The sequence below is a fragment of the Streptomyces sp. 17_S59 genome, assembly GCF_056930295.1.
The window spans coordinates 5,384,850-5,397,705 of sequence record NZ_JBXOWD010000001.1 but is presented as its reverse complement, the minus strand read 5'-3'; the positions used below and the strand labels follow the sequence as shown (position 1 = coordinate 5,397,705).

Sequence of the window (12,856 nt, the reverse complement as noted above, 5' to 3'; positions counted from 1 at the left end):
GCTCAGTCGCAGCTGCCGCAGCCCGGAGCGGCCGGGGCCGGACTCGGCGCCGGGGCCCCGATCGTCGGGATGCCCAGCATCACGCCCGCCGGCTTGGCAGCGGCCGCGGCGTTGCGCTTCTCCCAGGCGTCGCCCGCCCGCGTGCGGCGGACCTCCTTGACCAGGCCCTCGGCGAGGAGGTGGTGCGGGGCGGCGTAGGTGATCTCGACGGTCACCACGTCGCCGGGGCGCACGTCCTCGTCCGGCTTGGTGAAGTGGACCAGGCGGTTGTCGGCGGCACGGCCCGACAGACGCTGCGTGGCGCCGTCCTTGCGGCCCTCGCCCTCGGCGACCATGACCTCCAGGACCCGGCCGACCTGCTTCTTGTTCTCCTCCCAGGAGATCTCCTCCTGGAGGGCCACCAGACGCTCGTAGCGCGCCTGCACGACCTCCTTGGGGATCTGCCCGTCCATCTCGGCCGCCGGGGTGCCGGGGCGCTTGGAGTACTGGAAGGTGAAGGCGTTCGCGAAGCGCGCCTCGCGCACCACGTGCATGGTCTGCTCGAAGTCCTCCTCGGTCTCGCCGGGGAAGCCCACGATGATGTCGGTGGAGATGGCGGCGTCCGGCATGGCGGCGCGCACCTTCTCGATGATGCCCAGGAAGCGCTCCTGGCGGTACGAGCGGCGCATCGCCTTGAGCACGGTGTCCGAGCCGGACTGGAGCGGCATGTGCAGCTGCGGCATCACGTTCGGCGTCTCGGCCATCGCGGCGATCACGTCGTCGGTGAAGTCGCGCGGGTGCGGCGAGGTGAAGCGGACGCGCTCCAGGCCCTCGATGTTGCCGCAGGCGCGCAGCAGCTTGGAGAAGGCCTCGCGGTCGCCGATGTCGGAGCCGTAGGCGTTGACGTTCTGGCCGAGCAGGGTGATCTCGCTGACGCCCTCGGCGACCAGCGCCTCGACCTCGGCCAGGATGTCGCCGGGGCGGCGGTCCTTCTCCTTGCCGCGCAGGGCCGGGACGATGCAGAACGTACAGGTGTTGTTGCAGCCGACCGAGATGGAGACCCACGCGGCGTACGCGCTCTCGCGGCGCGTCGGCAGCGTCGAGGGGAACGCCTCCAGGGACTCGGCGATCTCGACCTGGGCCTCTTCCTGGACCCGGGCGCGCTCGAGCAGCACCGGCAGCTTGCCGATGTTGTGGGTGCCGAAGACGACGTCGACCCACGGCGCCTTTTTGACGATGGTGTCGCGGTCCTTCTGGGCGAGGCAGCCGCCGACGGCGATCTGCATGCCGGGCCGCTGCGTCTTCATGGGGGCCAGCCGGCCGAGGTTGCCGTAGAGCTTGTTGTCGGCGTTCTCGCGCACCGCGCAGGTGTTGAAGACGACGACGTCGGCCTCGCCCTCGGCGGCTCCCTCGGGGGCGCGGACGTAGCCCGCGTCCTCCAGCAGGCCGGAGAGCCGCTCGGAGTCGTGGACGTTCATCTGGCACCCGTAGGTACGAACGAGATAGGTCTTGGAAGAACGCACGGCAGGGCTCCGGTCGGTGCTGGTCATGGAACCAGGGTAGGTGGTCCGCCGGGAAACCCCCGCCGCAGGAGTCCCGGCAGGATCACGGACCGCTGCAGGCGGGGGCAGGGCGCCGCGGAGCCGGGTCAGGCCTTCTTGACCACGCTGGACTTGAGCTGCATGTGGCCGAATCCATCGATCTTGCAGTCGATGTCGTGCCCGTCCTCGCCCTCCACGAGGCGGATGTTGCGCACCTTGGTGCCCGCCTTGATGCCGGTCGGGTGGCCCTTGACCTTCAGGCCCTTGATCACCGTGACCGTGTCGCCGTCGGCGAGGACGTTGCCGACCGAGTCCTTGATCACGCCGGCCTCGGCGTCACCCGCGGCCTCGGCGGATGCGGGCGACCACTCGTGGCCGCACTCCGGGCAGACCAGGAGCGCACCCATCTCGTAGGTGTACGCGCTGGAGCACTGGGGGCACGGAGGAAGGTTCTCGGTCATGGGAAAAGTATATTTCGGCCGGCGACCGCCGGCGGCCCCGGCCCCGGGCGGCGCCCCGGGCCCGGGGCCGCCGGTTCCGAAAGGCCACCGCCCCCTGTCTTCCCGGGGGCCCGGAGTGCTGGCAGTATCCGGCCATGGCTCCCCGACTCCCGCTCCCCGGCAGGCGCCGCGCCGTGCAGGCGGGCGTGGTGGCCGCGGCCGTGTTCGCGCTGCTGGCGTGGTGGCTGCTGCCCCTGCACGGCACGCCGGAGCCGAGCGGGCGGCTGTGGTTCTCGACGGGCGTGCCCACCGGGGTGTACGCCAAGTACGGCGATCTCCTCAAGGACGACCTGGCCCGCGACCTGCCCGGCCTGGACGTGCGGCTCACCCGCAGCCAGGGCGGCGTGGACAACCTGCGGCAGCTCACGTCCGGCAGGGCCGACTTCACGCTGGCCACGGCGGACGCCGTGGCCACCTACCTCGAGGAGCGGCGGGCGGGCGCGGAGCAGCTGCGCGCGTGTGCGCGGCTGTACGACGACTACATGCAGCTGGTGGTGCGCGAGGGCTCGCCCGTGAAGTCCGCGATGGACCTCAGGGGGCTGCGGGTCGGCGTGGGGGCGGACGAGTCGGGCGTACAGCTGATCACCCGGCGGCTGCTGAAGGCCGCCGGGCTGGACTTCGAGCGGGACATCACGCCGGTGCGGGTCGGTATCGACCGGATGCCGGAGCTGCTGGAGAAGGGCGAGCTGGACGCCTTCTTCTGGTCCGGTGGGCTGCCGACCAACGCGATCACGTCGCTGGGGCGCCGGCTGCCGATCCGGCTCGTCCAGCTCGGCGACCTGATCGGGCCGCTGCACGCGCTCGGCCGGCAGATGGACTACTACCGGGCGGCCACGATGCCGGAGGACGCCTATCCCATGACGCACTCCGGGCATGCAGTGCGGACCATCGCGGTCGCGAACCTCCTGGTGACCATGGAGGACACCGACCCCGGGCTCACGGAGAGCATCACGCGCACCGTCATCAGGAGCCGGGACCGCATAGGGACCAAGGTGCACGCCGCGCAGAACGTGGACCTGCGGACGGCCGTCTTCACCAACCCGCTGCCGCTGCACGAGGGTGCGCGCCGCTACTACGTGTCGGTCAAGCCGTGAGTGGCGGGCCGGCGGCCCGGCCCGTCAGCCGCCCGTGCGCGGCACCGCGATCGTGACGCACAGGCCGTTGGGCCGGTTCGGCGCGTAGGAGAGGGTGGCGCCGCCCGCGGTGAGGAGGGCGCGGGAGATCGACAGGCCGAGGCCGGAGCCGGAGACGTTCTGGTGGCGGCTGCTGCGCCAGAAGCGGTCGCCGATGCGGGTGAGTTCCTCCTCGGTGAGGCCGGGGCCCTCGTCGGTGACGGTGATGTGGACGTGCTCGCCCACGACGGCGACGGCGACGTCGACCCGGGCCTCTCCGGGGGTGAACTTGAGGGCGTTGTCCACGACCGCGTCGAGGGCGCTGGAGAGGGCGACGGGGTCGGCCCAGCCGGTCACCGCGGCGGGTCCCGCGTAGGCGAGCCGGACGCCCTCGCGCTCGGCGACCGGGGACCAGGCGTCGACGCGGTCGGTGACGATCTCGGCTATGTCGGTCAGCTGGGGGCTGCCGGCGGCGTGCTCGGCCAGGGCCAGGTCCAGCAGGTCGTCCAGGACGCGGGCGAGCCGCTTGCCCTCGGCGCGCACGGAGGCGATCTCCGCGTGGCCGCCGGGCAGGTCCAGGGCGAGCAGGTCGATGCGCAGCAGCAGGGCGGCGAGCGGGTTGCGCAGCTGGTGCGAGGCGTCGGCGACGAAGGCGCGCTGCTGCTCGAGCACCTCCTCGACGTTGTCGGCCATCTCGTTGAACGAGCGGGCCAGGCGGCGCAGTTCCGGTGGCCCGATGTCGGCCACCACACGGGAGTTGAGCGTTCCGGTGGCGATGTCGTGGGCGGCGGCGTCGAGGGTCCGTACGGGCCTGAGCACCCAGCCCGTGAGCCGGACGGCCGCGCCGACGGCGACCAGCATCGCGGCGGTCTCGCCCGCCGCGAGCAGCAGCCACTGGTGCAGGATCCGGGAGCGCAGCGGGCCGGTGGGCGAGTCGGTGAGGACGACCGCGACGACGTCGCCGTCGCGGATGACGGGCGAGGCCACCGCGAGCCGGCCGTGCCGCCAGGGCCAGACCTGGCTCGGGTCGTGGCTGCGGCGCCCGACGAGGGCCTCCTCGAACGCCTGCCTGCCCTCGCCTTCGCGGGGCAGCGTCCAGCCGGCCGGGGCGGCGGTCAGGGCCCTGCCGTCGCGCGCGAAGATCCCGGCCCTGATGCCGTAGAGGTCCTCGTAGCGGACGAGTTCGGAGCGCAGTGTGGCGAGGCGCTCGTCGGCGTCCCCGCCGTCGGGCGGCTCGAAGGGCCGGGAGCTGACGAACTGGGCGATCGAGGCGAAGCGTGCGGCGTCGTCGATGCGGTCGACGACCACCCGCTGCTGCTGCACGGCGGCCATGCCCGCGGCGAGCGGGAAGCCCAGGGCCAGCAGGACGCCCGCCAGGAGGACGATGAGGAGGGGGAGGAGTCGGGAGCGCACGGTGTCGTACGGCCCTCACTCCGGCACGATGATCTTGTAGCCGACGCCGCGGACCGTCTCGATCAGCGCGGGCTGGCGCAGTTTGGCGCGGAGCGAGGCGATATGCACCTCCAGGGTGCGCCCCGTGCCCTCCCAACTCGTGCGCCACACCTCGCTGATGATCTGTTCACGGCGGAAGACCACGCCCGGGCGCTGGGCCAGAAGTGCCAGCAGGTCGAACTCCTTGCGGGTGAGGGGGACGGCGATGCCGTCCACGGAGACGCGGCGGTTGGGGAGTTCGATACTGACGGGGCCGAGGCGCAGGCTGTGCGGGGCCTCGGGGGCGGACGGGCGCCCGGGGGCGCCCCCGGTGGGCGGCGTGCGCCGGGCCACCGCGTGAATGCGGGCGAGCAGTTCACCGGTGTCGTACGGCTTGACCACGTAGTCGTCGGCGCCGAGGTTCAGGCCGTGGATCTTGGAGCGGGTGTCCGAGCGGGCGGTCACCATGATGACGGGCGTGCCGGTGCGTTTGCGGATCTTTCCGCAGACCTCGAAGCCGTCCTGGTCGGGCAGGCCCAGGTCGAGCAGGACGACGCCGAACGGCGCGCCCCCGGCGGGCAGCAGCGCCTGGAGGGCCTCCTCGCCGCTGCGGGCGTGGGTGACGTCGAAGCCGTGCCGGCCCAGCACCGCCGACAAGGCCGCGGCGACGTGGTCGTCGTCCTCGACGAGCAGCAGTCTCATGGCGCCCTCCGGGCAACTGGTGCGGCAACACCGCATCCACGCCGATGGACGGCCGGTGCGTCAAGGGGTATCTGCCCGCCGGAGGCCTTCCGTTATGCAGCCGGTACGACCGTGCGCCCCCGGAGCGGCTGTTGACGCAGAGTGTCCGCTTGAGGCCGGATCGTTATGCTCAATTTCAGCTCAGATGTAATGACGCTGGTCGTTGCGGCTCATAAGGTCCTCTCCAACCGAGGAGGACGGAGCGAGGAACGCCGATGAGCGAGATATCGGTGACCAAGGACGCGGCGCCCGCCGCGGACGCACTGGTCGTCCTGGACAAGGTCAACAAACACTTCGGCGCGCTGCATGTGCTCCAGGACATCGACCTGACGATCGCACGCGGCGAAGTCGTGGTCGTCATCGGGCCGTCGGGGTCCGGCAAGTCGACGCTGTGCCGCACGATCAACCGGCTGGAGACGACGGACTCCGGCACCATCACCATCGACGGCAGGCCCCTGCCGCAGGAGGGCAAGGAGCTGGCGCGGCTGCGGGCCGACGTCGGCATGGTCTTCCAGTCCTTCAACCTCTTCGCGCACAAGACCGTGCTGGAGAACGTGACGCTGGGGCAGATCAAGGTCCGCAGGAAGGACCGCAAGGCGGCCGAGGACAGGGCCCGCACCCTGCTCGACCGGGTCGGGGTGGGCGCCCAGGCGGACAAGTACCCCGCCCAGCTGTCCGGCGGCCAGCAGCAGCGCGTGGCCATCGCCCGCGCGCTGGCCATGGACCCGAAGGTGATGCTCTTCGACGAGCCGACCTCGGCGCTGGACCCGGAGATGATCAACGAGGTGCTGGAGGTCATGCAGCAACTCGCCCGGGACGGCATGACGATGATCGTCGTCACGCACGAGATGGGCTTCGCGCGCTCGGCCGCGAACCGCGTGGTGTTCATGGCGGACGGCCGGATCGTCGAGGAGGCGCGGCCGGACCAGTTCTTCAGCAACCCCCGCAGCGACCGGGCGAAGGACTTCCTGTCGAAGATCCTGCACCACTGAATTCCGGCATCGCCCGGCATCACCGAATTCCGGCATCCACTTCCGGCACCGCCGGCCCACCGCCACCCGCCACAACGCCCCGCAGACGCAAAGGATGTCCTCCATGAAGCTCCGCAACACCGCCGCGGCGGCCGCCGTGGTGCTGGCGCTCGCCGCGACCTCGACCGCGTGCGGCAAGTCGGGCAGCCCCGACGACAAGAGCGACAAGACCGGCGACGGCTCCTCGGCCCCGGCCGTGCCGGCGTACAAGGTGAACACCGCCGCCGACGTCAAGGACTCGCCGGTCTTCGAGAAGATCAAAGGCAAGAAGATCACCATCGGCACCAAGGCCGATCAGCCCGGCCTCGGCTACGAGAACCCCGGCACCAAGAAGCGCTCCGGCTTCGACGTGGAGATCGCCCGCATGATCGCGGCCGACCTCGGCTTCGACGAGGACCACATCGTGTTCAGGACAGTGCCCTCCGAGGGGCGCGAGACGCAGATCGCCAGCGGCGGCGTCGACCTGTACGTCGGTACGTACACCATCAACGACGAGCGGAAGAAGCAGGTCGGCTTCGCCGGCCCGTACTACATCGCCGGCCAGGACCTGCTGGTGAAGGCGGACAGCAGCATCAAGGGCCCGGACGACCTCAAGGGCAAGAAGGTCTGCTCGGCGACCGGCTCCACCCCGCTCAAGCGGATCAAGGATGCCAAGTACGGCGTCGCCGAGGCCAAGGCCCAGCAGGGCTACCAGCTGTGCGTCCAGGACCTGGTCAACGGCTCGGTCGACGCCGTCACCACGGACGACTCGATCCTCAAGGGCTACGCGGCCGAGAACAAGGGCGCACTGAAGGTCGTCGGCAACCCCTTCTCCAAGGAGCCGTACGGCGTCGGCCTGAAGAAGGACGACGCGGCGCTGCGCGAGGCCGTCAACAAGGCCATCGAGGCGCACGAGAAGAACGGCGACTGGCAGAAGGCGTACGACGCCACCCTGGGCCGTTCGGGATCCGCCGCCCAGACCCCGCCGCCGATCGACCGCTACTGACCGGCGCGGGACCCGGAGAGTTGACGTGAACGTTCTCTCGGACAACTTCGCGATGTTCCGCGAAGGTTTCATCGGCACGGTCGAACTGACGGCGCTCAGTGCGCTGCTCGCCCTGGTGCTGGGCACCTTGGTCGCGGCGTTCCGCGTCTCTCCGGTGCCCGCGCTGCGCGCGTTCGGCACGGCGTGGGTGACGCTGCTGCGCAACACCCCGCTGGTGCTGCTCTTCCTGGCGGTCACCCTGGGGCTGCCCGCGCTGGGCCTGAAGGGCTGGGACTCCTTCTGGCTCGCCGTGCTGGCCCTGGGGTGCTACACCTCCGCGTTCATCTGCGAGGCCGTCCGGTCCGGCATCAACACCGTGCCGGTCGGCCAGGCGGAGGCCGCGCGCTCCCTCGGCATGACCTTCGGCCAGACCCTGGGCCAGATCGTGCTGCCGCAGGCCGCGCGCACCGCGATACCCCCCATAGGCAGCCTGCTGATCGCCCTCGCCAAGAACACCGCGATCGCCTCGGGCTTCAACGTGACCGAGCTGGGCTCGGTGCAGAAGTCGCTCAACGCCGACGCGGGCTACAACATTTACGTGATCTTCCTCTGGATCGCGCTCTGCTACATCATCATCACATTCGCGATCAGCGGCCTGTTCCGGCTGCTGGAGAACCGGCTGGCGGTGGCCCGATGAGCGGAAGCGTGCTGTACGACGCCCCCGGCCCCAGGGCCCGGGCCCGCAACCGGATCTACGGCGCGGTCTCCGTGGTGGCGATCCTCGGCCTGATCGCCTTCGTGGTCTACCGCCTGGACGACACCGGGCAGTTCCAGGCCGGGCTGTGGGACGCCTACGAGTACACCGATACCCAGCAGCGCATCGTCGACGGCCTGCTGACGACGCTCAAGACCTTCGCCCTCGCGGCGGCGTTCTCGCTCGTGCTGGGCGCCGTGCTGGCCGTCGCCCGGCTCTCCGACCACCGGCCGGTCCGCTGGGCGGCGACGGTCGCGGTGGAGTTCTTCCGGGCCATGCCGCTGCTCATCATGATCTTCCTGCTGTACGCGGCGGTGTTCACCTCCGACCCGATGTGGGCGCTCGTCATCGGGCTGACGCTCTACAACGGCTCGGTCCAGGCGGAGATCTTCCGGTCCGGGATCAACGCCGTGCCCCGGGGCCAGAGCGAGGCCGCGTACGCGATCGGGCTGCGCAAGACGCAGGTGATGACGAGCGTGCTCGTCCCGCAGGCAGTCCGCTCGATGCTGCCGTCGATCATCAGCCAGCTCGTGGTGACCCTCAAGGACACCTCGCTCGGCTTCATCATCCTCTACGAGGAGCTGCTGTTCGTCGGCAAGGCGTTCGCCCAGCAGACGCCGCCGGTGAACGGGGTCTACGCCTTCATCCCGATGGTGATCGTCTTCGGTTCCATCTACATCCTGCTGTGCCTGGCGCTCTCCTCCCTGGCCACCTGGGTCGAACGGCGCACGAAGCGCTCGCGCAAGGGCACTCCGCCCCGGCCGCGGCCCACCGGCGCGGCGCTGGAGAGCGAGGCGTCGGCGGGCGCCTCCGGCGTGGACGGCACCGGCACCGGCTGAGCACCGGGTGCTGACGCCCCGTCGGTCCGGCCGGGCCGGCGGGGCGCACGCTTCCGGCGCGCCGTGGAACGACCGCTTATCACTTGACGCACGCAGCGGCAATGGGTTGCATACGTTCTGTGATCGCGCATTTTCCCCCCGGCAGTCCCCGTACGTCCCGTACGCACCACGCGCACGGTGTGACCGCCGTCGCCGTCCGCCGCGGGGGCGAGGGAGCCGTGCCGTGGACCCGGTGATCGTCGTCGGTGCCGGGCCGGTGGGGCTCACCCTGGCCCTGGCCCTGGCCACGTACGAAGTGCCTGTGACCGTCCTGGACGAGTCGCCCGCCGGTGGCGGGGGCGCCGAGGAGCGGCGGCTGGCCCGGACTGCCGTGCTGCGGCCGGAGACCGCCGCCCTGCTGAAGCGGCTCGGGTGCGCCACGACGGAGGGCGCCCACTGGACGGGCTGGCGCACCCTGCGCCGCCGGTCGGTGGTGGCCCGGGCGCCCCTCACAGCGCCGGGGGCGGCCGGTGCGGACGAGAAGCCCGAGGAGGCCGGGGACGCGGCGGACGCCCGAAGTGCCGCGCCGGACGGGGACTTCGGCGGTGCGGCAGCAGAACCGTCTCCGCTGCACCTGCCCCAGCACGCGCTGACGCGGGAGCTGTGCGCGGCGCTCGCGGACGAGGCGGACGTGCGGATCGTCCGGGACAGCCGGCTGACCCTCCTCAAGCAGGACGCCTCGGGCGTCACCGTGCACACCGGGGGCGGAAACGGCACGGTGTGGCGGGCGAGTTACCTGGTCGGCTGCGACGGGGCGCGGTCCGTCGTGCGCAAGCTGGTCGGGGCGCGCTTCCCGGGCCGTACGGCCGTGGAGCGGCACGCGGTGGCCGCGCTCCGGGCCGAGCTGCCCTGGCCCGGCGAGGCGGTGCTGCACCGTTCGCCGCCGCGTGGCGGCGAGGTGACGGCCCGTCCGCTGCCGGGCGGTGCGTGGCGGCTGGACTGGCCGCTCCCGGCCGACGGCCAACTGGTCACTCCCGACGCCCTGATCGCACGGGTGCACGACGCGCTGGCCGTGTGGTGCGGCGAGGTACCGGCGTACGAGCTGCTGGACACCGGGGTGTACGCCGTGCACCACCGCCTCGCGCGCCGCTGGCGCAGTGGGCGCGCCTTTCTCGCCGGGGATGCCGCGCATCTGCTGGGGGCGCTGGGGAGCCAGGGACTCGACGAGGGGCTGCGGGACGCCGAGAATCTCGCCTGGAAGCTGGCACTGGCCTGGCACCACGGCTCCTCCGAGGCGCTGCTCGACAGCTACCAGGCGGAGCGCAGGGGCGCAGTCGCGGCCCGGCTCCGCGCCGCCGACCGGGCGCTGCCGACCGTGCGCGGCGAGGGCGGCTGGCGCACGGTGCGGCGCGCGCTCGTGCCGGGCACCGCGCGGAACCAGGACACTTTGCTGACAGAGGGTCATCTGGGGCGCGGGCCGCTGGGCGCGCCCCCCGTGTACGTCCGTACGCCCCTCACTCCCGGGGCGCCGCCCGCGAGTTCGGTTCCGGTGGGCACGGCCGTGGGGGCACAGGTGGCGGACGTGCCGGTGACCGCGCCGGACGGCTCGGAGTCCTGGCTGCGGGACAGGCTGGGCGGCGAGCTGCTGGTGGTGCTGGTCGCGCCCGGGACGGGCGTGTGGGAGCGGCGGCACTGGCTGGGCGCCGGGCTCATGCCGCGGCTGTCGGCGGCGGTCTCGGCGCTGCCCATGGCGGCAGAACTGCTGGTCGCCGAGGGGTATCCGGGTGCCGATGCCCACACGGTCCTGGTGGTGCGGCCGGACGGGCACCTGGTGGCGGCACTGGCCGGAGTGCGGCCCGCCGAGCTGTACGCGTGCGCCGACGCGGCGCGCGGCGGGGCCGCGGGCACGGTGACGGCGGTGGCGTCCGACGAGGGGGCGCCCGACGCGGACGCTCCCGATACACGCGCGCACGATGCGGCTGCATCCGGTCCGGCGGCTCCGGACGCGGCTGCCAGTGAGGCTACGGCCAACCGTTGACCGCCCGTTCGGGACATGGTTGACTCCGGAGCGTGACTGACAGCGGCGTGCGCTTCTGGCGGAGGGTCCATCTGGACCTCGTCCGCTACGCGGGCTGCGTCTGTCGTCCGTCCTGCTGATTCGCCTCGTTCCCTCCCGCGCTGCCGGGCGCCCTGCTGCGCCGCGCGCGGTCAGCTTCGCGATCTCCCAGGACGGTTCTCCGTGTCTTTCGCCAAGACGTTCTCCAGGGCTTTCTCCGTGCGCGCCGCCTCCGCGGCCTCCTCGTCTGCTTCCTCCGGTTCCGCCGGTTCTGCCGATTCCGCCTCGGCCACGGTGCCGGGCCCGCCCTCGGAGGCGGATCTGCTGGCCTTCGTGCGCCGCACGGCGGCCGACGCCCGGCTCGTCGCCTCGCTCCCCCTGGATCCCGGGGGCCGCACCTGGATCCGGCTGAACGGGCCGGGCGGCAGCGAGGCCTGGCTGATCGGCTGGCCGCCGGGGGCGGGCACCGGCTGGCACGACCACGGGGGCTCGCACGGCGCCTTCGCCACGGCCGCCGGACGGCTGACCGAGCAGTCGCTGGCCGCCCGACTGCCCACCGAGGGCTGGAAACTGCTGGAACTGGCCGACGGCGTCGACCGCGAGCGGCGGCTGGCCGAGGGGCAGGGCCGGGCGTTCGGCCCGCACCATGTGCACCAGGTCTTCAACGCCTCCGCCGAGCGGCACGCGGTGTCCGTGCACGCCTACTATCCGCCGCTGCCGATGATGCGGCGGTACGGACGCAGCGGGCAGGTGCTGCGGCTGGAACAGGTCGAGTGGGCGGACGAGTGGGCATGAGGGTGGAGGAGCTGCTGGCCGCCGCCCGGGCGGGCCTCGACCGCATCGGCCCGGCGGAGGCCGCCGCCGTGCAGGCGGAGGGCGGGCTGCTGGTGGACATCCGCTACGCGGCCCTGCGGGAGCGGGACGGGGCGATTCCCGGCGCGCTCGTCGTGGAGCGCAACGAGCTGGAGTGGCGGCTGGACCCGGCCTGTGAGCACCGTGCGGCGGAGGCGACGGGCCATGACCTGCGGGTGGTGGTGATCTGCGACGAGGGCTACGCCTCGTCGCTGGCCGCGGCCTCCCTGCGCCTGCTGGGCCTGCACCGGGCCACGGACCTGGTGGGCGGCTTCCGGGCGTGGCGGGCGGCGGGCCTGCCGGTGGCGCACCGAGCCGGGGCGGGCACGCCCTAAGCGGGTCGGGCGAAGTTCACTGCGGTTCGGCAGCGCCCCGAAGGGGCGCGGGGAACTGCGCGACCGGCCACGACGGCGCCGCGGTCGACCGACGACCCGGCACGGCACTTCCAGCGGAGCGCTTAGGTGTCCGACGGGCCGGTGCGGGCATCCCCTAGAACTCCGGCAGGTACCGCTCCAGCAGCTCCGGGTCGTCGCCCTCCTCCTCCAGGGCCCGGCGCACCACGCGCAGGGCGAGGCCCTCGGAGTAGCCCTTGCGGGCCAGCATCCCGGCGAGGCGGCGGAGCCGCTTCTCCCGGTCCATGCCTCGGGTCGACCGGAGCTTGCGCTCGACCAGCTCACGGGCCGTGCGCTCCTCCTGCTCCGCGTCGAGCTGCCCGACGGCCTCGTCGATCAGCGCGGAGTCCACTCCCTTGGTGCGCAGCTCGCGCGCCAGGGCGCGGCGGGCCAGCCCCCGGCCGCGGTGCCGGGACTCCACCCAGGCGTCCGCGAAGGCCGCGTCGTCGATCAGGCCGACGTCCTCGAACCGGGACAGCACCTCCTCCGCGACCTCCGTGGCTATCCCCCGCTTGGCCAGCGCGTCCGCCAGCTGCCTGCGGGTGCGCGGGGCGCCGGTGAGCAGGCGCAGGCAGATGGCCCGCGCCTGCTCCTCCGGCGGCGGTGGCGCTCCCGCCCCGGCCCTCGACGGGGAGAGGGCGCCATCGCCCGTACGGTCGTCCACACGCGGCGCACCCGCGTCGCG

14 protein-coding genes are annotated in these 12,856 nt (G+C 72.5%); 9 read left to right on the top strand and 5 right to left on the bottom strand.

Annotated elements, in window-relative coordinates; all coding sequences use genetic code 11:
* Positions 1-2: 2 nt before the first annotated feature.
* Entirely contained in the window at positions 3-1,529 is a 1,527-nt protein-coding gene (miaB, locus tag AC1Z4A_RS24635; protein ID WP_483682037.1) for a tRNA (N6-isopentenyl adenosine(37)-C2)-methylthiotransferase MiaB, read from the bottom strand.
* Positions 1,530-1,627: 98 nt separating this feature from the next.
* A complete protein-coding gene (locus tag AC1Z4A_RS24630) occupies positions 1,628-1,981 on the bottom strand; it encodes a zinc ribbon domain-containing protein YjdM (RefSeq protein WP_483682036.1) in 354 nt (117 codons plus the stop codon).
* A gap of 134 nt (positions 1,982-2,115) precedes the next feature.
* Here AC1Z4A_RS24630 and AC1Z4A_RS24625 point away from each other — a divergent pair, with 134 nt between their 5' ends.
* Complete coding sequence (locus tag AC1Z4A_RS24625) at positions 2,116-3,114, top strand: TAXI family TRAP transporter solute-binding subunit (RefSeq protein WP_483682035.1); 999 nt, start codon at positions 2,116-2,118, stop codon at positions 3,112-3,114.
* Positions 3,115-3,138: 24 nt separating this feature from the next.
* Here AC1Z4A_RS24625 and AC1Z4A_RS24620 read toward each other — a convergent pair whose 3' ends face one another.
* Together AC1Z4A_RS24620 and AC1Z4A_RS24615 are read right to left on the bottom strand one after the other, a co-directional pair.
* On the bottom strand, positions 3,139-4,545 hold the full coding sequence (locus AC1Z4A_RS24620; RefSeq protein ID WP_483682034.1) for a sensor histidine kinase: 1,407 nt from the start codon (positions 4,543-4,545) through the stop codon (positions 3,139-3,141).
* A 15-nt stretch (positions 4,546-4,560) separates the two neighbouring features.
* Positions 4,561-5,265, bottom strand: a complete 705-nt coding sequence (locus AC1Z4A_RS24615; protein WP_483682033.1) for a response regulator transcription factor — start codon at positions 5,263-5,265, stop codon at positions 4,561-4,563.
* 254 nt (positions 5,266-5,519) lie between these two features.
* Between AC1Z4A_RS24615 and AC1Z4A_RS24610 the strand changes: the two genes are divergently transcribed.
* The 8 genes from AC1Z4A_RS24610 (at position 5,520) to AC1Z4A_RS24575 (ending at position 12,114) form a co-directional block, all read left to right on the top strand.
* Positions 5,520-6,296 carry an amino acid ABC transporter ATP-binding protein gene (locus AC1Z4A_RS24610; protein WP_483682032.1) on the top strand — a complete coding sequence of 259 codons (777 nt, stop codon included), beginning with the start codon at positions 5,520-5,522 and terminating at the stop codon, positions 6,294-6,296.
* Positions 6,297-6,399: 103 nt separating this feature from the next.
* Positions 6,400-7,320: a glutamate ABC transporter substrate-binding protein gene (locus tag AC1Z4A_RS24605; protein ID WP_483682031.1), complete on the top strand. Its 921-nt coding sequence runs from the start codon at positions 6,400-6,402 to the stop codon at positions 7,318-7,320.
* A gap of 25 nt (positions 7,321-7,345) precedes the next feature.
* Positions 7,346-7,996 carry an amino acid ABC transporter permease gene (locus AC1Z4A_RS24600; RefSeq protein ID WP_483682030.1) on the top strand — a complete coding sequence of 217 codons (651 nt, stop codon included), beginning with the start codon at positions 7,346-7,348 and terminating at the stop codon, positions 7,994-7,996.
* Positions 7,993-8,892, top strand: a complete 900-nt coding sequence (locus AC1Z4A_RS24595; RefSeq protein ID WP_483682029.1) for an amino acid ABC transporter permease — start codon at positions 7,993-7,995, stop codon at positions 8,890-8,892. The genes AC1Z4A_RS24600 and AC1Z4A_RS24595 overlap by 4 nt, the downstream gene beginning before the upstream one ends.
* Before the next feature lie 223 nt (positions 8,893-9,115).
* On the top strand, positions 9,116-10,909 hold the full coding sequence (locus AC1Z4A_RS24590) for an FAD-dependent monooxygenase (RefSeq protein ID WP_483682028.1): 1,794 nt from the start codon (positions 9,116-9,118) through the stop codon (positions 10,907-10,909).
* Between the two features lie 32 nt (positions 10,910-10,941).
* Positions 10,942-11,028, top strand: a complete 87-nt coding sequence (locus AC1Z4A_RS24585; protein ID WP_361280649.1) for a putative leader peptide — start codon at positions 10,942-10,944, stop codon at positions 11,026-11,028.
* 193 nt (positions 11,029-11,221) lie between these two features.
* The gene (locus AC1Z4A_RS24580; RefSeq protein WP_483683710.1) at positions 11,222-11,722 is read left to right on the top strand and encodes a cupin domain-containing protein; all 501 of its coding nucleotides are present in this window, start codon (positions 11,222-11,224) and stop codon (positions 11,720-11,722) included.
* Positions 11,719-12,114, top strand: coding sequence for a rhodanese-like domain-containing protein (locus tag AC1Z4A_RS24575; RefSeq protein WP_483682027.1), 396 nt, complete (start codon positions 11,719-11,721; stop codon positions 12,112-12,114). The genes AC1Z4A_RS24580 and AC1Z4A_RS24575 overlap by 4 nt, the downstream gene beginning before the upstream one ends.
* A gap of 154 nt (positions 12,115-12,268) precedes the next feature.
* Here AC1Z4A_RS24575 and recX read toward each other — a convergent pair whose 3' ends face one another.
* Positions 12,269-12,835, bottom strand: coding sequence for a recombination regulator RecX (recX, locus tag AC1Z4A_RS24570; RefSeq protein ID WP_483683709.1), 567 nt, complete (start codon positions 12,833-12,835; stop codon positions 12,269-12,271).
* Positions 12,836-12,856 lie beyond the last annotated feature (21 nt).